The organism is Modestobacter lapidis (genome assembly GCF_054780755.1).
The window spans coordinates 369,535-386,703 of sequence record NZ_BAAGVS010000002.1 but is presented as its reverse complement, the minus strand read 5'-3'; the positions used below and the strand labels follow the sequence as shown (position 1 = coordinate 386,703).

The window sequence follows — 17,169 nt, the reverse complement described above, 5'->3', positions numbered from 1 at the left end:
TGACCTCGCGGTGCTCTCTGCGCTCTTGCGGTGTTGCCCGGCCGCAAGAGCGGGCGGAACACCGCAGGAGCGCACCCGGACCGGCCGGGGCGCGGCAGTCAGTCGAGCCGGTCGGCCATCAGCTCGCCGACCATGATCGCGGTCAGATTGGTGTTGGCGCGGGTGACCGAGGGGAAGATCGACGCATCGATCACGCGGAGGCCCTCCAGGCCGAGCACCCGGCACGAGGGGTCGACGACGGTGTCGGCGTCCCCAGGATCACCCATCCGGCAGGTGCTCGTGCCGTGCTGCGCGTCGGCCACGGTGGCCAGCAGGTGGTCGTCGAGCTCGCTGTCGTCGTCGAGCACGGCGAACAGGGCCTCGTTCTCGCGTTCGATCGATCCCTCGATGATCGAGGCAGCGGCGTCGCTGCGGGCGAGCTCGACCAGGGTCCGGACCCCCGTGCGCAACCGGGAGAGGTCGCGCTCGTCGGAGAGCATCCGCTCGTGCACCAGCGGCTGGTCCGCCGGGTCCGTCGAGGTCAGGGTCAGCACGCCGCGGGAGCAGGCCTGGTTGAGCCAGACCCCGAAGGCGCCGGACCGGGCGCTGGTGCCGGCGGTGGCCATGGCCAGCACGCTCATGTTCATCGAGACGAACATCAGGTCGTGGGCGGGCGCATCCGGGCCGCTGGTCCAGCGGACGCAGACGTTGGTGTGCCGGTCGTGCGGGGTCTTGATGGCCGCCTCCTCGGTGATGGGCAGCGCGACCATCGCCATCGGATGGTCCTGCAGGCCCCGTCCGACGGGGAGGTCGGCCCGCACGTCGACGCCGAGGGAGCGGAGGTCCGCGGCCGGGCCTACGCCGGAGCGGAGCAGGATCGCCGGGGAGTGGATCGCCCCCGCGCTGAGCACCACCGTGTCGGCGTACTCGGTTCTCGCCGTCCCGTCGACGACGACGCGGACCCCGACGGCCCGGCTGCCCTCGAAGACGACCCGGTCCACCAGCGCGTCGCCACGGATGCAGAGGTTCCCGAGGTCGCGGGCGGTCTCCAGGTAGCCGTCGTTGACCGTGACCCGCCGGCCGTGCCGGGAGTTGATCGGGTAGGGCGAGACGCCGGTCGCGTGCGGTGCGTTCACGTCGGCGGCCCACTCGAACCCGGCGGCCAGGGCCGCGCGCGACAGCCCTGCGTCCACCCCGCCCCACTGGTCCTGCGGCATCCGGTAGATCGGCGTCGGGCCACCCCGGCCGTGGTAGGGCTGGTCGCCGAAGTCCTCGTCGTCCTCCAGCTTGGCGAAGTAGGGCAGCACGTCGTCCGGCGACCAGCCCGTGCAGCCGAGGCGGGCCCACTCCTCGAAGTCCTCCATCGGGGGTCGGATCGCGATCTGCCCGTTGACCGACGAGCTGCCGCCCACACCACGACCCCGCCAGTACGGCGCCTGCTGCTGCTTCTCGGTCCGGGAGGAGTTCAGGCCCATCCACACGACGTGCGCAGCCGCAGTGGGATCCATCAGGGCGACGGCCGGGTTGGGCGAGCGCCAGGCCTCGTGCATCTCCGCCGACCGGTAGTCGGGACCGGCCTCGAGCAGCAGGACCCGCTTGCCCTTCTCCGCCGAACGCGCCGCGAGCGCCGCGCCTGCCGAACCCGCACCCACCACGATGACGTCCCAGCCGTTGCTCGTCACTTCTGATCTCCCGCCATAGGGTGAGCGGTGCTGGGCTCCGCGCCGGCCCGGTCGCTCTGGGTCGGTACTGTGCGCTGCGCCTCACGTTCAGTCAAGACTGAACGTTCAGTTGTTCCTGAACGCTGGGGAGGGATTGCGTGTCTCTGGCAGTCGAGGACGGCGGGTCGCATGCGCGCGCTTCACTCGTCGCGGAGTTCGGCCTGCACGTCGGCCGGGCGATGGGCTGGCCGCCGATGGCCGGTCGGGCCGCCGGTGTGCTGATGCTCAGCGAAGAGCCCCTGACGCTGGCGCAGCTCCGGGATGCGCTGGGGGCGAGCACGGGCTCGGCGTCGGAGATGACGCGGCTGCTCATCACCAACGGCACCGTCGAGCGGTTCAAGGAGCCGGGCCGGCGGCAGTTCGTGTACCGCTGGCGGGACGACGCCTGGGTCGGCTGCTTGCAGCACGTCCTCACCGCGACCACCCAGCTACGCGAACTGGCCGAGAGAGCGCAGGACCATGGCGCGCGCCTGCCGGCCGAACAGCGCGGGCGGTTGCGGGAGATGCACGAGTACTACCGGTTCATGGTGCGGCACCTCGAGGCGCTGCTGGCGGACTACACCGCACGGTGGGAAGCGAGCCAGGCGCAGCGCTGACAACTCGTGGCAGGTCGCCGCGATCGGTCGGGAACTCACCCCGGCCAGGGCGACCCCTGGATCACCCGGACGAAGTCCCCGCGCTCGAACCCGGGCACGAAATGAGCGAGCACATCGGCCTTCACGTTGCCGAATGTGGTGTCCGGCCGGTCGCGGATGCCCTCGGTGAAGGCGGCCAGGATCTGACGCTTGAAGTCCTGCCGCGGATGGGCGGCGACCACGGCGGCGCGGTGCCCGTCGGGGATGGCCTCGTACCCGATGCCCAGCACGTCGACCTCCACCCCGCGGGTGACCAGCGCGATCTCCGGCGCCATGTGCAGCGGCACCTCCGGAGTGGTGTGCAGCGCGATCCCCGTCCAGACCAGCTGCGCCTCGTCGGCGCCGATGCCGTGGGCGAGCAGGAACCGGCGCGCCTCGTCTGCGCCATCGATCTCGAACCGCTGGTCGGTCCGCCGGTACCGCTCGGTCAGCCCCAGGTCGTGGAACATCGCCCCGACGTAGAGCAGCTCCGGGTCGACGGGCAGCCCGAACTCCCGGCCGCGGAGCGAGCCGAAGAAGAACACCCGCCGGGAGTGGTGGAAGACGACCTCCGACGCGGCCTCGCGGACGAGCTCGGTGGCCTCGGCCACCAGCCGGGTGTCGGGCACCTCGACCCCGGCGACCTCCTCGATCATCGTGGCACCGCCGGCGTGGTGGTGGCGTCGTGCGACATGTCAGCCCTCCTCTGGACGCCTCAGTGGATCACCTTCAGGCCGACGACGCAGCCGACGATGCCGGCCAGGAAGACGATCTTCAGCAACGATACCGACTCCGCGCCGGTGGCCATCGCCCAGACGACGGTGAGCACCGCGCCGATCCCGACCCAGACGGCGTACGACGTCCCGACCGGCAGCTCCCGCATCGCGTAGGCGAGCCCCGCCATGCTCAGCGCCAGCGCGACGACGAAGACCAGCGAGGGCACCAGCCGGCTGAAGTTCTCCGACCGGCCCAGCGCCGTGGCCCACACCGCCTCCAGGACGCCGGACAGCACGAGGACGAGCCAGGCCACGGTGCGGCCCCGATCAGATGAGGCCGTGGGCGTGGACCGCGTCGGCGACCTCGAGAAAGCCGGCGACGTTGGCACCCAGGACGAGGTCGCCGGGCGCGCCGTACTCCTCGGCCGTCCGGTGGCACCGGGTGTGGATGCCCCGCATGATCTCCTCCAGCCGCGCCTCGCTGTGCTCGAAGGTCCACCGGTCGCGCGAGGCGTTCTGCTGCATCTCCAGCGCCGAGGTGGCCACCCCGCCGGCGTTGGCCGCCTTGCCAGGCGCGAACCCCACCCCGGCCTCGCGGAAGATGCGGACGGCCTCGGGGGTGGTGGGCATGTTCGCGCCCTCCACCACGTAGCGGCAGCGGTTCCTGGCCAGGGTCGCGGCTGCGTCGGCGTCCAGCTCGTTCTGCGTGGCGCTGGGCACGGCGACGTCGCAGGGGACGTCCCAGATGCTGCCGCCCTCCACGTAGTGCGCGGAGGGGACCCGGTCGGCGTAGGCGCTGATCCGCCCCCGCTCGATCTCCTTCACCTGCTTGAGGACCTCCAGGTCGATGCCCTTGTCGTCGACCACGTAGCCGGTCGAGTCCGAGCAGGCCACCGCCGTCCCGCCGAGCTGGTGCACCTTCTCGATGCCGTAGACCGCGACGTTGCCCGACCCCGAGACGGTGGCCCGCTTGCCCTCGAAGGACTCACCGGCCACCTCCATCATCGCCTGGGCGAAGAAGGCCGCTCCGTAGCCGGTCGCCTCGGTGCGCACCTGCGCCCCGCCCCAGCCCAAGCCCTTGCCGGTGAGGACCCCGGACTCGTACCGGTTGGTAATCCGCTTGTACTGGCCGAACAGGAAGCCGATCTCCCGCGAGCCCACCCCGATGTCCCCGGCCGGCACGTCGGTGTACTCACCGAGGTGCCGGTAGAGCTCGGTCATGAACGACTGGCAGAAGCGCATGACCTCGGCGTCCGACCGGCCCTTGGGGTCGAAGTCCGAGCCGCCCTTGCCGCCGCCGATCGGCATGCCGGTCAGCGCGTTCTTGAAGACCTGCTCGAAGCCCAGGAACTTGACGATGCCCAGGTTCACCGACGGGTGGAACCGCAGCCCGCCCTTGTACGGCCCCAGGGCCGAGTTGAACTCGACGCGGAACCCGCGGTTGATCCACACCACGCCCCGGTCGTCCTGCCACGGAACGCGGAAGATGACCTGACGTTCCGGCTCGCAGATCCGCTCGATCGTCTTCATCTCGGTGTACTCGCGGTGCCGCTCCAGCACCACGGCCAAGGAGTCGAGCACCTCGCGGACGGCCTGGTGGAACTCCGTCTCCCCCGGGTTCCGCCGCAGCACGTCCCCGTAGATCCGCTCCACCACTGCCGACACCTCAGTGACCACCCGCGCGCTCCTGTCCTCGGCCCATGGCGGCCGGACGACTGTGCCCGGCTGCCGACGCCACCCGCACAGAACTGCACGACGGCGACCCGAGGACGGTACGAGCCCGGCCCGGCGGGCCGGTGGCCGGGTCGCCCGAGGCGCCGCTGCGTCACCGAGGGTGGTGGGCCGAGTCCTGTCCGGCGTCCGGACGGCGGGCCACGGTGCGTGCGGGACCGACCACCGCCAGTGGGCACCGGGACCGGCGGACGAGGGTGCGACTGACCGACCCCAGCAGCGCCCGGAGCACGGGACCCCGTCCGGGCGGGCCGACGACGACGAGCGCGGCCCCCTCGGACTCGGAGACCAGGGCCGCCGCCGGGTCGGCGCGCTCCAGCCGCACCCGGACGGGGACGTCGGCGAACTGCTCCCGCCACGGCCCGAGCACGCGGTCGAGCGCCTGGCGGACGCCGGCCTCGGCGACCGCGGGGGCACCGCACACCCCTTCGAGATCCGCCGGCCGGTCGCCGTCCCAGGCGTGCACGGCGACCAGCGGAACGCCGCGCTGCGCTGCGGCGCGGAAGGCGAACTCGATCGCCGCACCACGGCAGCGGCCGGCGTCGATCCCCACCACGACCCGCGGCCCCCGGTCGGGAGCCGGCGTGCGGGGGCGGCGGCGGACCACGATCACGGGGCAGGAGGCGCGCCCGGCCACGCGGCCGGCCACCGATCCCAGGGCCGTCCGGCGCACGCCACGGCCGCCCAGGACCAGCAGTGCTGCGTCGTTGCTCCACTCCACGAGCACCCGGTCGGCCACCCCGCCGAACATCAGGGCGGTGATCGCCAGCTCGGGGGCCACGGACCGCGCCCGACCGAGCGCAGCGCGCAGCAGCTCACCGCCCACCGAGTACGCATCGGGCGGGCAGTCGACGATCGGGGTGCACCCGTAGGTGTCCAGGACGACCGGACTGCGGACCACGTGCACCAGCACCAACGGGCACCGGCGGGTGGCCGCCTCGGCCGCCGCCCACTCGACCGCGTCGTCGTCGCCGTCGGTGACGCCCACGACCACCGGGCCGCCGGGCCGGCTCGCGGTCATGGCGACGGCACGGCAGCGGCCAGCGGGACGACCCGGACGCTGCAGCACAGCAAAGCGAGAGCCGCCGCCGCGACGGCCAGGACGGCGTGGCCGCGCATCACGCCACCTCGGAGATGCGCTTCAGGTACCGGGCGAGCCACGCGCCGCCCGGCCGGGTGCTCACCGCGCCGGACCCGGCGACCTCGCCGGCCGACAGCGGGACGGCCGTGCCCGCGTCGTGCAGCGCGTGCCGGTAGCGGCCCAGCACCCAGCAGAGCCCCGCCGCGGCGGCCAGCGCGAGGGCGGCGGTCACCGCACCGGTGATCAGCAGGCCGACGGAGGTCCAGCCGAGCACGAGGGTGGTCCAGCCCAGCACCGCGACCGCGGCCCGGCCGGCAACCCGACCGGCATCCCGACCCGACCGGCCGCCGGGACCGTGCCTGTCGCGACGCGGTCCGTCGGGACGCGGTCCGTCGGGACGCTGTCCGTCGGGACGCTGTCCGTCGGGCCCGGTCTCGGCGGCGAGCTGCCGCTCGAGTTCGGCCAGCACGCGACGTTCGTGGTCACTGAGCACGATCGACCCCCTCAGGGTGGCCCATCACCCCCGGCGGAACCGGAGGTACTGCGACCAGAAGCATCGTAACACGATACAGTCGCGCCATGGCAAGCACTGTCGGCGCCGGAGGGGACGGCCGATCCGCCGCACCGGCGCAGCCCGACGCCGACCACCGCCCGCTCGACAAGGAGGATTTCGAGGCCCTGGCCCGGTTCCGCTTCGGCATCCGGCGCTACCTGCGCTTCAGCGAGGAGACGGTGCGCCGCCACGGCGTGACACCTCAGCAGTACCAGCTGATGCTGGCCCTCAAGGGGTTCCCGGGACGTGACTGGGCCGTGGTTCGCGAGGTCGCCGAGCGGCTGCAGCTGCGCCACCACAGCGTGGTGGAGCTGGTCAACCGCGCGCAGGGCGAGGGCCTGGTGGAGCGGGTCACCGACCCGGACGACGCGCGCGCCGTGCGGGTGCACCTGACTCCGCACGGCGAGCAGGTCCTGGGCCGGCTCAGCGCCCTCCACCGCGACGAACTGCGCCGCATGGACGCCGTCCTCGCCCTCCCCCACTGGCACACGGCCGAGTGACCGGCTCGCCCCTGCCCCACCCCTCCGCACCCGTCGAGGTGACCCTGATGGATACCGGCCCGAGCGCACCACCACCGGCGGACCCGTCCGCCCCTCGTCGCCGGTCCCCCGCCGGCCCGACGGACGAGGGCGGCGAGGCCGCGTGCCTGCTCGGTCTGGTCTGCCCGGCGTGCGGCCGGGTGGCCGAGCAGGGCCCCGCCGCCGAGTGTCCGTACTGCGGTGCCCCCGCGACGGGCGACTGATCACGGCCGCGGTCCGACGTGGTTCCGCCGCGGTGCAGGAGGTGCGCCGGCGTCCCGGGGCCCGCCCACGGCGTCACGATGCCGCTCGGCTCTCCCGCGGGCCCGCCCCCGGCCGACCGTGGTCGGCGGGGGCGGCCCGGCGGAGCTGGTCGAAGGCATGTCCGACGTACTCGTCCGCGGTCAGCTCCCAGGGGCGGACGAGCACCCGCCCCCCGGCTCCGCGCACCGCCGTCGGCGGGAGGTCCATGGCCAGCAGCGGCCGCAGCAGGCCGCCGATCCGCAGGATGGCCTCCACCGCGGTGGTCGGATCGTTGATCGCCGAGCTGAGCGCCCGCAGGCCGATGTCGACGAGCTGCCGGACCGCGAAGTCGACGTCCTGCTGCATGGTGCGGCTGTCGGCGACCCGCACGGACGCCAGCAGCCGGCGGACCACCCGCCCGGGGTCCGCGGGTACCGGCCAGACCGTCACCAGCGCCTCGCCCCGGTGCAGGTACGCCCCGGTCCGGGTGTCCAACCGCACCGTGGAGCCCGGCGGGACGACGGCGAGCAGCAGCGCGCTGGGCGCCCGGGTCACCCAGCCGTCGCGCGCGGCCGGCACGGCGAGCCAAGGCCCCGGTGACCGACATCCGCGGAGCCGGTTCCTCCGCCACCCCGCCGACGTGCCGCAGGACCAGCACGCAGTAGACGAACGTCGCCACGAGCAGCCCGATGACCACCTGGCTCAGCCGGTCGCGGACGAACGTGCGCATCACCCGCGGGGAGAAGTGGCTGCTGGCGAGCTGGAGGCTCACCACGGTGAGCGAGAAGGCGACACCGGCGGTGGTGATGGTCGCGCCGGCGACCGTGCTCAGCAGCCAGGTGGCCGTGCTGCTGCTCATCCCCAGCGTGAGGGGAACCGCACGGTCGGCACCGGTCATCCGGTCCAGCGCGCCGGCGGTCTCGGCGAGGGCGATACCGCCCACCACGATGAGCGCCGGGAGCAGGAAGAGGCTCTCCCGGAAGCGGTAGGCCGCGGCGGAGACCCGCAGGCGCAGCGTCGAGGGGTGCGGAGCGGGCACCTCAGCAGCCGGTGGATCGCGGGCCGGCCGGCGGCGGGACGACCCGGCCCCGCTCCTCCGCACCGGGGGTGTCCCTCAGGTCCGCCGCGCCCGCCTCCTCCTCCACCAGCGACGCCAGCCCGGCCAGGTGCAGGGGCCGCAGCACCGCCCGCCGGCCGGCGCAGCGGACGACCAGGCGGCCACCGCGCGTCAGGCAGTGCTTGCGCGCCCGGGCGAGCGCGGCGAGGCCGGTGCCACCGAAGAACGAGACCCCGGTCAGGTCCACCACCAGCGTCCGCGGCCCGCGACGGCCGGTCTGGGTGTGCAGACAGGCCTCGAGCAGGGGCACGGTCTGCTGGTCGATCTCCCCGACCACCTCGACGACCACCCGGCCACGGTCGCCGCCGGGGAGTGCGGTGACCCGGAGCAGGTCGTCGGTGTGCGGGAAGGGCACGGGCGGGACGGGGTGCAGCACGGTGCTCTCCTCGCGGGTGCGTTCAGCGCAGGGGGTCGAAGGGCCGCAGCCCGGGCGGGACCTCGCCCTTGGTCACGACGTCGGCGAGCGCCATGCCGGTGACCGGGCCGAGCGTGACGCCCCACATGCCGTGCCCCCCGGCCGCGAAGACCCGGGGCGACCGGGTGGGCCCGATCAGCGGCAGGCCGTCCCCGGTGCACGGACGTGAACCCACCCACTCGTTGCGCCGGTCGGCCAGGTCGAGGCCGCGCAGCAACGGCCGTACGGCGTCGACGACGGCGGCCACCCGGCGTTCGTCGAGCGGCGCCTCCGGCCGACGGAACTCCATCATCCCGGCGATCCGCAGCCGGCTCCCCAGCGGTGTGCACGCCACCCGCTGCTCGGGGAAGTACAGCGGGCCGGCGGGCATCCGCTCCACCGGCACGCTGAAGCTGTACCCGCGGCCGGCCTGCACCGGCTGCCGGACACCGAACGGCCGGAGCAGCCCGGTCAGCCCGGCGCCGGTGGCCACGACCACCGCGTCGTGCCGCCGCGGACCGCGGTCGGTGCCGACCAGCACGCCGCGCGGTTCGGTGCGCAGGTCCGTCACCGTGATCCCCTCCAGCAGCTCCCCGCCACGGTCCCGGAAGGAGTACGCGAGCGAGCGCAGGTACTCCGGTGGGTGCAGGTACCGCTGACCGTGCAGCTGCAGCGCCGCCTGCACCTCCCCCGTCAACCCGGGCTCCAGGGCGCGGGCCTCGGTGCCGGAGAGCGGGGTGGAGGCGACGTCGGACAGCCCCGCCGACCGGATCTGCCGGAGCTCGGCGACCAGGGCGTCGCGGGACCGCACGGACCGGAAGCAGGCCAGGAACGGATCGGCGGCGTGGGTGACCGCTGTCACGCCCCCTGCGGCGAGGACGTCGAAGACCTGCAGTGCGCGCTCGTCGAGCGGGGCCAGGGCGGCCATTCCCCGGCGCCACCGGCCCGGGGTGCTGTTCCGCAGGAACGAGCCGAGGAACCGCAGCAGCGCCCGGTCGGCCTGCAGGGGCAGGTACACCGGCGAGCTCGGGCTCAGCACCGCCCGGAGGCCGTAGCGCAGGACGGCGGGTTCGGGCAGCGGCGCCGCGAGGCTCGGGGTGAGCCAGCCGGCGTTGCCCCAGGAGGCACCGGCGGCAACGGCGTCGCGCTCGTACACCGTCACCCGGACCCCGCGCTCCTGGAGGAACCAAGCGGTGGCGAGGCCGACCATCCCCGCGCCGACGACGGCGACGTCGTCCGGGGTCGGGGCCCCGTCCGGCCGGGAAGAGGCCGGCTGGGCTGTGGACATCTCGAAGACCTCCGTTCGGGGCCGCCTCCCGCAGGGCCAGCGGCGCGCCGGGCCGGGTGGCTCCTCCCCGGGACAGCAGCAGACGGGCACGCGGACACGCGTGCCCGAACATGTGCAGGCGCGAGCGACCCGGGTCAGCGCCGGGTCGAGACGATCAGCGTGCGGCGCTGCAGGGGACGCAGGCAGCGGCGAACGGCCGCAACTCGAGCCTCTCGACGGGCATCGCCACCGCGCAGTGCACACAGGCGCCGTAGGTGCCGGCGTCGATGCGGGCCAGCGCGGCATCGACCTGCTCGAGCGTGGCCTCGATGCTCGCCCGGCGCGCCAGCATCACCGTGTCCGAGCCATTCCCCAACAACGCCTCGCGCAACTGCGCCAGCTCTTCCGCGCACGCGGAGCGCTGGTCGTTCAACATCACTCGGAATGGCGCCCAGGACGGGTTCGAAACGGTCGCGGACGAATTCGGGGCATGGCTGATGACGGACATGTCGATCTCCTGACGAAAGCAACGAAGACGCGTCTGCCAGTTGGCGACGCGTCTGGGAAGGCTGTGACCCGGCGGGGTCAGGAGACGGTCGGCGGAGCCCGGTCGACGCTGCGGCGAAGAAAGTCCAGGCCACGTAACCCTCGGGCGCGCAGGCTCATGGCCAGCGCCAGCAGCGCGGCTCCGGGGAGGACCAGCGGCGTGCGGGACGACACCGTCGGAACGGGCCCGGCGGCGGCGGGCGAGGTCAGATGGAGCTCGCTCGGCGTACGTGCACGCAACGAACCCACCTCCTCCTCGCCGAACGGCATCGTTTGCCGCACACCAGCACCATAGCCCACGACCGGGACAGTTGTCAGGGAAATGGCGCGCGGCATCCCCATGACCATTTCCGGCCGCTCCCGGCGCGCGCTTTCCGGCGCGCGACCGACCCTGCGTCGAGACGTCGATCGGCGGCCGGGCCACCGGGCTCGTCGGATGGGCCGGGGTCAGCCCCGGGTTCCGGCCAGGACGTCCTCGTACACCGCGAACGTCTCCGCGGCCATGCGCTTCGCCGTGAACTCCGCCAGGTACCGGCGTCGCCCCGCCCCGCCGTACCTCATCCGCAGCCGGGAATCGGCGAGGAGGCCGGCCAGCGCGTCGGCCAGCGCGCCCGCGTTGCCCGACCGCACGAGAGTGCCCGTCTCGCCGTCCACGACCACCTCGGCGGTGCCGATGACGTCGGTGCCGACGACCGGGAGCCCGACGTCCATGGCCTCCAGGGCCGCGAGGGGCAATCCCTCCTGCCGCGACGGCAGCGCGAAGACGTCCGCGGCGTCCAGCAGCATCCGGGCATCCGTCCGGTGCCCGGTCAGGTGCAGGTGGTCGGCGACGCCGAGCTCGGCGGCCTGCCGGGCCAGCCGGTCCCGCAGGGAGCCCCCGCCGATGACGACCACCGCCAGCGCGGGGAACCGGGCCGCGAGCCCGGGCAGCGCCTCGACGAGGAGGTCCTGGCCCTTCTGCCGCACCAGACGGCCGACGTTCATCACGACCAGCTGGTCGGCGCCGAGCCCCAGCTCGGCGCGGGCCGCGGCCCGGCCCGGCCCGGGCCCGCGCGGGACGATGCCGTTCTGCACGGTGACGATCCGGGACGAGGGCACGCCGACCCCCTCGTAGGTGCGCTGCTCGCCCCAGGACACCGTGATGAGCCGGTCGACCGCCGCGATGCCCCGGAAGAAGGCGGCCCGTTTGCACGGGGCGCGGAACAGCCACGGCTGGTGCTGGGTCTGCACGACGGCCGGCACCCCGGCCCGGCGCGCCGCACGGGCACCGTCGAAGTTCTCCCGGCCGCTGCCCACGTGGATGTGGAACACGTCGGCGGGGTGGTCGGCGAGGAAGGCCACGATCGAGTCGACGAACGCCGGGTCGCGGGGGTGCGGCAGGGCGTGCGCGACCGCGCCTGCCGCCGCCGCGCGGTCCAGCACCCGTCGGCCGCTCGCCGTGCCCCAGCACAGCACCGAGACGTCGGCGCCCGGCAGGAACTCCACCGCCAGGTCGAGCATGTGCGAGCCCATCCCGGACGGGTCGACCGACGGCGTGTAGAGGCAGACGGACGGGCGCCGCCCGCCTCCGGGCACTCCGGTGTCCATGCCGGCCTCCTGTCCGCCGCCGAACCCCCTCGACGCGGCCGCAGACCGCCGACGCTGGCAGCCGGTACCGCGCTCCGCAACACGGACGCCCTCGGGGTCAGCCACTCTGCACCCGCAGCACGGCCTGCACCGTGCCCCGCCGGCGGGCAGCGAGGTCGGCCAGCAGCTCGGGGCCCTGCTCGAAGGGGACGACGTCGGTGACCAGGTGGGCGCGGATGTCGGTACCCCGTTCGCGCAGCAGGTCCAGGGTCACGGCGGCCAGCGCCGCACGGGACCAGCTGCCCGCCATCCCCCGCGGAACGCGGCCGATCTGCGCACAGACGATCGCCAGCCCGTTGTGGTGGAACTCCTCGCCGAGGCGGACCGCCGGGGCGCCACCCTGGTAGAAGCCGAGGTCGACCACCGTGCCCTGCGGCCGGAGCGACTTCAGCGCGGTGGCCAGCGCGACGTCATGGCCGCGGCACTGCAGCACCACGTCGGCGCCGTGGTCGCCGGGCCCATGCCGCCATCCCTCCTTGACGGCCTCCCAGGCGGCGCCGTCGGCGTCGTCCACCGTGTCGAGCCCCAGGGCGGCCGCCACCGCTCGGCGTTCCGGCGAGGGCTCGGCGACGAGGACGGCGGCCGCGCCGTGCCGCACGGCCAGCAGCGCGCTGAGCAGGCCGATCACCCCTGCCCCGGTCACGAGCACGTGCCGGTTCTGCACCCCGGCGCCGACGGGTGCACCGGGCCCCGCGAGATCGGCCGCGGCGTGCAGCAGGCCGTTGACGCAGATCGGCCCCATCTGGGCGAGGTACACCCCCAGGAGCGGGTCGAGGTCGTCGGGTACCGGCACTACCGGGGTCGTGCCCGGATCGGCGCACCGGCCGGTGCGGTGGCCGTACGCCATGGCGACGCGCGACCCCTCGGCCAGGACGTCGGCGCGGCTCTCGGTGACCAGCCCGACCTCCATGTACCCGAGCCTGGGGATCGGGTACCCGGCCGGCCTGCCGCCGGGGCGGAACGATCGCCGGTCGGCGTCCCAGCTCAGCCGGTGCTGGGGGTCGGTACCGCGGACCAGCGCCACCTCCGTGCCCGCGCTGATGCCGGTCCACTCGGTGGTCACCCACGCCTGACCCGGTCCGGGTTCGGGTTCGACGTCGTCGAGCATCGCGGGCCGACCGGGGGCGGTCACGCCGATGCTCCGGACCGGACGTCCGTTCATGACAGCTCCTCGTCGGGCCGCACCGGCCGCCCCTCCCGCGCGGACAGATCGGCCGCCCAGGCCAGCGCGTGCGTGCGCAGGGCCTCCTCGTACGGCACCTGCACCGGCGTCCCACCCCGCACCGCGGCGAGGAACTCGCGGTCCTCGCGGGCGATGGGGTCCTCGTCGGAGACGGTCACCTGCGCACCGTCGACGGTGCTGACGCGGAGCTCGTGGTCGGTCAGGCTGCGTTCACCGAGCTCGACGACGAGCCCGGCCCCGAGGAGCTGCAGCCCCACCGCGTGCCGCCAGCCGAGGGCGCTCGTGGAGGAGATGGTGCCCACCGCTCCGGAGGCGAAGCCGAGCAGGGCGGTGGCGGCGGTGGGCGCGTCCGCCGACGGGAAGCCCTGCCGCGGCCTGGTGACCTCGCCCGAGGAGACCGTCGCCACCTCGCCGACGAGGTGCCGGGCCAGGTCGAACAGGTGCGTGGTCTGCTCCAGCACCTGCCCCCCGGACCCGTTCCGCCGGGACCACCACGGTGCCGCCGGCGTCCGGTCCAGCCAGTGCCCCGTCACCAGCTGCGGTGGGGCGTCCCGCAGCAGCTCCGCGGCGCGGGCGACCAGATCCAGGTGCCGCCAGTGGTAGCCCACCGCGGTCACCACTCCGGTCTCGCGGACACCGCGCGCGACCTCCCGGGCGGTGCCGAGATCGAGGGCCAACGGCTTCTCGACGAAGAAGGGCAGCCGCCGTGCGAGGGCCGCCGTCTCGAGCGGGCCGTGGGCGAACGGCGGGACGCAGAACCACACGGCGTCCAGCTCCTCCGTGTCCAGCAGCGCCGCGCCGTCCGGGTACGCACGGGCCCCGTACCGGGCGGCGACCTCCTCGGCGCGACCGGGGAGGGAGTCGGCCACGGCCACGATCTCCACGTCGTCGAGACCGGACAGCGCACCGAGGTGGCGGCCGGCGATGAAGCCGGTGCCGACGCAGCCGACCCGCAGCCGGCTCATCCCGGCCCACCTCCTCCGGCGCCCGGGGGCGGCGGCCCGGCCTCGCGCAGATCGGACGGCTCGCCGGGGCAGGGGTACGCGCGCACCGGGTCAGCCTGCGCCGAGCTCGACGCCCCCGCCTGGTGGAGCTCAGGTCAGCGCCCCTGGCGGGCGCGGTAGCGGGCCGCCCGCTTCGCTGCGGCGGCACGGCGCTTGTCGGACACCGCAGCGTCGCGGCCCACGGCCGCCCGGTCGCGGACGGCCTGCGCGGTGCCCGCCGGGTAGCCGGCCTTCTTCACCCGGTTCTCGGTCGTCTCGGGCATGTAGGCGATGGAGAAGATGAGACCGAGCAGCAGGCCGCCGAGCGCGGCCATGCCACGGATCCAGAACGGTCCCGGGACGAGAACCAGGACCAGCACGATCGGGACCAGCATCTGCACCGTGGCGCGCAGCACGTGCCGGTAACCCCACGTCGCGGTGGTGGTGTCGTGCAGCACCCACGCGGAGTGGCGTTCGGGCAGGCCGCCGCCGAGGGCATACCAGAACCAGCGGAGCGGGCCGGGCCGGTGCCGCGCCGCCACGTCCCCGTCGTCCTGAGCAGCCGTGTCGGTCGCCATCGCCAGCCTCTCCGTCAGCACATCCCCATGGTGGCCGAGCATCGCTTGGTGCACAAACGATTGGGGCACCAACGGCCTGTGAGGTCAGTCGCCACGTGCGCCGGGCTGACGGTCGAGCGCCTGCTGGGACGCCGCGATCACCTCGGTGAGCGACTGGTGCAGCAGCCGCAGCTCCGCCAGGTCCATCCCCAGCCGGTCGACGATCCCGGCCGGGATGCGCTCGGCCCGCTCGCGCAGCGCCCGCCCGGCGTCGGTCAGCGAGATGGCCAGCGACCGCTCGTCGCGGGGATCGCGCTCCCGGCGGACCAGGCCGGCCGCCTCCAGTCGCTTGACCAGTGGCGAGAGGGTGCCGGGGTCGAGCTGCAGCAGCCGGCTGAGGTCCTTGACCGAGACCGGGCCGTGCTGCCAGAGCGCCAGCATGACCAGGTACTGGGGGTGAGTGAGCCCCATCGGTTCGAGCAACGGCCGGTAGACGGCGACCACGTTGCGAGCCGCCACCGACAGGGCGAAGCAGACCTGCCGCTCCAGCGCCAGGGGATCGGCGTCCAGCAGCTCCGCGGCCTGATCCGACGACATGGGCGAACGGTACCCACGCACCGCCCCCGCGGCGGTGCGGCCAGCTGGTGGACCGGTCCGAGCGCGACGTCGGCCTGGGCGGGCCGGCCCTGGCGGCCGCAGCGCTGCACGCCGGGCTGGTGGACGAGTGCTCGGTGTTCGTCGTCCCGGTGGTGGTGGGCGGCGGCACGCCATGGCTGCCGGCCGGGCTGCGGCTGGATCTCGAGCTGACCGAGGAACGCCGGTTCGGCAGCGGCGTCGTCCTGTTGCGGTACCGCACCCACCGCTGAGCGCGTCTGCCGTCGTCCACTGCGGTTCAGCGGCCGCGGGCGCAACGGAACCCGCCTGTGACCAGCGTTTTCGCCTTGCGACCACAGTCCGCCGGCGATAGACTTCGAACACCAGTTCGAGCGCTGCGGGAGGTGTCATGGGCGAGTTGACCTCGGCCCTGGACGCGCTGGCGGCCGATGACCTGAAGCCGATGTTCGGGCCGCAGCTGCTCGACCGGCTGGGTGAGCTGTTGGTGTTGCAGAACCGGGTGGCGGCGGAGGTGGCCCGCACGGTGCGGGAGTGCGAGCTGACCCAGGCCTCGGAGCACGACGGGTTGAAGACGACGCAGTCCTGGCTGCGCGGGCACGGCCGGCTGTCCTCGGGTGCGGCGTCGCGGCTGGTGCACGCGGGTCGGGCGCTGGAGCACCTGCCCGCGGTCGCGGCGGCCTTCGCCGCGGGTGAGGTGACCGCCGAGGCGGTGGCGGTGGTGGCAAAGGCGGTGCGACCGGACCGGCTGGCGGCGGCCGCCGAGCAGGACATCGACCTGGCCCCGTTCGACCAGGCGTGGGCGATGGTGGCCGCGGAGCAGCCGCACGACCGGCTGATCGAGGTCGTCCAGCTGTACGAGGCCGCCCTCGATCCCGACGGTCCCGAACCCGACCCCACCGAGAGCCGCCGGCTGACCCTGGCCAGGCACGCCGAGGGCGGCTGTGGCCGGTTCGACCTGGACACCGTGGGCTTCGAGAAGGTCCAGGCCGCACTGGAGTCGATCGTGCAGGCCAATCGGCCGAAGGGGGACACCCGCACCCGGGCCCAGCAGAACGCCGACGCCCTGGTCCAGCTGTGCGACAACCAGCTGGCCTCGGGGAACCTGCCCTTCCTGCGCACGGTGAAGCCGCACGTGGTCCTCAACCTCGACGTCGATGACTTCGCCGACCCGGCCACCGGTGCCGGCGCTGCGTCCACCGGCTTCGGAGCGTGCATCTCCGCCGAGCGGGCCCGCTGGCTGGCCTGCGACGGCAGCATCTCCCGGATCGTGATGGGCCCCGACGGCGTCCCGCTGGACCTGGGCCGGGACCACCGCGTGGTCACCCCCGCCCTACGGAAGGCCGTCGAGCGGCGCGACAAGGCCTGCGTGTTCGCCGGCTGCCACGCACCGACCTGGTGGTGCGACGTGCACCACCTCATCCACTGGATCCACGGTGGCGAGACCAACCTGACGAACTCAGCGCTCCTCTGCGAACGGCACCATACGAAGGTGCACCACGGCTTCCGCGTCGAACGACCACCCGACGGCCGATGGCGCACCTACCGCCCCGACGACACCGAGATCATCATCGGCCCACGGCTGCTGTAGCGCGGGCGACAGCCCGCGGTGCCCGGCCGGTGGGACGGCGGGGGCTGCCCGGCGTCCGGGCACGAGTGAGACGAGCTGCACCGTGTCGCCCGGAGGACGGGGACGACGAGCTGCACACCCCTGGCATGCTCACTCGC

General features: G+C 74.1%; 19 protein-coding genes and 2 pseudogenes. 4 read left to right on the top strand and 17 right to left on the bottom strand.

The genetic code is table 11. The features are described 5' to 3' along the window. Positions 1–98: 98 nt before the first annotated feature. A complete protein-coding gene (locus ACYVG5_RS04505) occupies positions 99–1,661 on the bottom strand; it encodes a GMC family oxidoreductase (RefSeq protein WP_222049686.1) in 1,563 nt (520 codons plus the stop codon). A 137-nt stretch (positions 1,662–1,798) separates the two neighbouring features. On the opposite strand from ACYVG5_RS04505, the gene ACYVG5_RS04500 reads away from it, so the two are divergent. Beyond that, the gene (locus ACYVG5_RS04500) at positions 1,799–2,296 is read left to right on the top strand and encodes a GbsR/MarR family transcriptional regulator (RefSeq protein ID WP_222049685.1); all 498 of its coding nucleotides are present in this window, start codon (positions 1,799–1,801) and stop codon (positions 2,294–2,296) included. 35 nt (positions 2,297–2,331) lie between these two features. Here ACYVG5_RS04500 and ACYVG5_RS04495 read toward each other — a convergent pair whose 3' ends face one another. The 5 genes from ACYVG5_RS04495 to ACYVG5_RS04475 form a co-directional block, all read right to left on the bottom strand. Beyond that, on the bottom strand, positions 2,332–2,970 hold the full coding sequence (locus tag ACYVG5_RS04495) for an HD domain-containing protein (RefSeq protein ID WP_222049684.1): 639 nt from the start codon (positions 2,968–2,970) through the stop codon (positions 2,332–2,334). A gap of 59 nt (positions 2,971–3,029) precedes the next feature. Further along, complete coding sequence (locus ACYVG5_RS04490) at positions 3,030–3,344, bottom strand: DMT family transporter (protein WP_222049683.1); 315 nt, start codon at positions 3,342–3,344, stop codon at positions 3,030–3,032. Between the two features lie 13 nt (positions 3,345–3,357). Further along, entirely contained in the window at positions 3,358–4,707 is a 1,350-nt protein-coding gene (gene gdhA / locus ACYVG5_RS04485) for an NADP-specific glutamate dehydrogenase (RefSeq protein ID WP_460682986.1), read from the bottom strand. A gap of 148 nt (positions 4,708–4,855) precedes the next feature. Continuing rightward, positions 4,856–5,782 carry a universal stress protein gene (locus tag ACYVG5_RS04480; RefSeq protein ID WP_222049682.1) on the bottom strand — a complete coding sequence of 309 codons (927 nt, stop codon included), beginning with the start codon at positions 5,780–5,782 and terminating at the stop codon, positions 4,856–4,858. 97 nt (positions 5,783–5,879) lie between these two features. Beyond that, entirely contained in the window at positions 5,880–6,335 is a 456-nt protein-coding gene (locus ACYVG5_RS04475; RefSeq protein ID WP_222049681.1) for a DUF3040 domain-containing protein, read from the bottom strand. 86 nt (positions 6,336–6,421) lie between these two features. Here ACYVG5_RS04475 and ACYVG5_RS04470 point away from each other — a divergent pair, with 86 nt between their 5' ends. After that, a complete protein-coding gene (locus tag ACYVG5_RS04470) occupies positions 6,422–6,895 on the top strand; it encodes a MarR family winged helix-turn-helix transcriptional regulator (RefSeq protein WP_222049680.1) in 474 nt (157 codons plus the stop codon). A gap of 315 nt (positions 6,896–7,210) precedes the next feature. On the opposite strand, the pseudogene ACYVG5_RS04465 reads toward ACYVG5_RS04470, so the two are convergent. The 11 genes and pseudogenes from ACYVG5_RS04465 to ACYVG5_RS04415 form a co-directional block, all read right to left on the bottom strand. Then, positions 7,211–7,741, bottom strand: a pseudogene (locus ACYVG5_RS04465) (DUF2254 family protein); the annotation flags it as partial. A 72-nt stretch (positions 7,742–7,813) separates the two neighbouring features. Further along, positions 7,814–8,099, bottom strand: a pseudogene (locus ACYVG5_RS04460) (DUF2254 family protein); the annotation flags it as partial. A 97-nt stretch (positions 8,100–8,196) separates the two neighbouring features. Continuing rightward, on the bottom strand, positions 8,197–8,649 hold the full coding sequence (locus ACYVG5_RS04455) for an STAS domain-containing protein (RefSeq protein WP_222049679.1): 453 nt from the start codon (positions 8,647–8,649) through the stop codon (positions 8,197–8,199). A 22-nt stretch (positions 8,650–8,671) separates the two neighbouring features. Continuing rightward, positions 8,672–9,955, bottom strand: coding sequence for an NAD(P)/FAD-dependent oxidoreductase (locus ACYVG5_RS04450; protein WP_222049678.1), 1,284 nt, complete (start codon positions 9,953–9,955; stop codon positions 8,672–8,674). Between the two features lie 154 nt (positions 9,956–10,109). Then, on the bottom strand, positions 10,110–10,442 hold the full coding sequence (locus tag ACYVG5_RS04445; protein WP_246630733.1) for a TraR/DksA family transcriptional regulator: 333 nt from the start codon (positions 10,440–10,442) through the stop codon (positions 10,110–10,112). A gap of 77 nt (positions 10,443–10,519) precedes the next feature. Next, a complete protein-coding gene (locus ACYVG5_RS04440) occupies positions 10,520–10,762 on the bottom strand; it encodes a hypothetical protein (protein ID WP_222049677.1) in 243 nt (80 codons plus the stop codon). Between the two features lie 165 nt (positions 10,763–10,927). Then, positions 10,928–12,067 (bottom strand): glycosyltransferase family 4 protein, encoded by a 1,140-nt coding sequence (locus ACYVG5_RS04435; protein WP_222049676.1) that lies wholly within the window; start codon positions 12,065–12,067, stop codon positions 10,928–10,930. Between the two features lie 97 nt (positions 12,068–12,164). After that, positions 12,165–13,268, bottom strand: a complete 1,104-nt coding sequence (locus ACYVG5_RS04430; RefSeq protein WP_222049675.1) for a zinc-dependent alcohol dehydrogenase — start codon at positions 13,266–13,268, stop codon at positions 12,165–12,167. Next, positions 13,265–14,254 carry a Gfo/Idh/MocA family protein gene (locus ACYVG5_RS04425; protein ID WP_222049674.1) on the bottom strand — a complete coding sequence of 330 codons (990 nt, stop codon included), beginning with the start codon at positions 14,252–14,254 and terminating at the stop codon, positions 13,265–13,267. The genes ACYVG5_RS04430 and ACYVG5_RS04425 overlap by 4 nt, the downstream gene beginning before the upstream one ends. Positions 14,255–14,388: 134 nt before the next feature. Beyond that, positions 14,389–14,871: a DUF5313 family protein gene (locus ACYVG5_RS04420; protein ID WP_460682985.1), complete on the bottom strand. Its 483-nt coding sequence runs from the start codon at positions 14,869–14,871 to the stop codon at positions 14,389–14,391. A gap of 63 nt (positions 14,872–14,934) precedes the next feature. Next, entirely contained in the window at positions 14,935–15,426 is a 492-nt protein-coding gene (locus ACYVG5_RS04415; protein WP_222049673.1) for a MarR family winged helix-turn-helix transcriptional regulator, read from the bottom strand. A 47-nt stretch (positions 15,427–15,473) separates the two neighbouring features. Here ACYVG5_RS04415 and ACYVG5_RS04410 point away from each other — a divergent pair, with 47 nt between their 5' ends. Together ACYVG5_RS04410 and ACYVG5_RS04405 are read left to right on the top strand one after the other, a co-directional pair. Next, complete coding sequence (locus tag ACYVG5_RS04410; RefSeq protein WP_222049672.1) at positions 15,474–15,695, top strand: dihydrofolate reductase family protein; 222 nt, start codon at positions 15,474–15,476, stop codon at positions 15,693–15,695. 137 nt (positions 15,696–15,832) lie between these two features. Continuing rightward, positions 15,833–17,032: an HNH endonuclease signature motif containing protein gene (locus ACYVG5_RS04405; protein WP_460682984.1), complete on the top strand. Its 1,200-nt coding sequence runs from the start codon at positions 15,833–15,835 to the stop codon at positions 17,030–17,032. Positions 17,033–17,169 lie beyond the last annotated feature (137 nt).

Excerpts from the sequence above, each read along its gene's own strand:
- ACYVG5_RS04495 (WP_222049684.1), bottom strand. The coding sequence starts at position 2,970 with ATGATCGAGGAGGTCGCCGGGGTCGAGGTGCCCGACACCCGGCTGGTG.
- ACYVG5_RS04480 (WP_222049682.1), bottom strand. The coding sequence starts at position 5,782 with ATGACCGCGAGCCGGCCCGGCGGCCCGGTGGTCGTGGGCGTCACCGAC.
- ACYVG5_RS04470 (WP_222049680.1), top strand. The coding sequence starts at position 6,422 with ATGGCAAGCACTGTCGGCGCCGGAGGGGACGGCCGATCCGCCGCACCG.
- ACYVG5_RS04450 (WP_222049678.1), bottom strand. The coding sequence starts at position 9,955 with ATGTCCACAGCCCAGCCGGCCTCTTCCCGGCCGGACGGGGCCCCGACC.
- ACYVG5_RS04445 (WP_246630733.1), bottom strand. The coding sequence starts at position 10,442 with ATGTCCGTCATCAGCCATGCCCCGAATTCGTCCGCGACCGTTTCGAAC.
- ACYVG5_RS04435 (WP_222049676.1), bottom strand. The coding sequence starts at position 12,067 with ATGGACACCGGAGTGCCCGGAGGCGGGCGGCGCCCGTCCGTCTGCCTC.
- ACYVG5_RS04430 (WP_222049675.1), bottom strand. The coding sequence starts at position 13,268 with ATGAACGGACGTCCGGTCCGGAGCATCGGCGTGACCGCCCCCGGTCGG.
- ACYVG5_RS04425 (WP_222049674.1), bottom strand. The coding sequence starts at position 14,254 with ATGAGCCGGCTGCGGGTCGGCTGCGTCGGCACCGGCTTCATCGCCGGC.
- ACYVG5_RS04415 (WP_222049673.1), bottom strand. The coding sequence starts at position 15,426 with ATGTCGTCGGATCAGGCCGCGGAGCTGCTGGACGCCGATCCCCTGGCG.
- ACYVG5_RS04405 (WP_460682984.1), top strand. The coding sequence starts at position 15,833 with ATGGGCGAGTTGACCTCGGCCCTGGACGCGCTGGCGGCCGATGACCTG.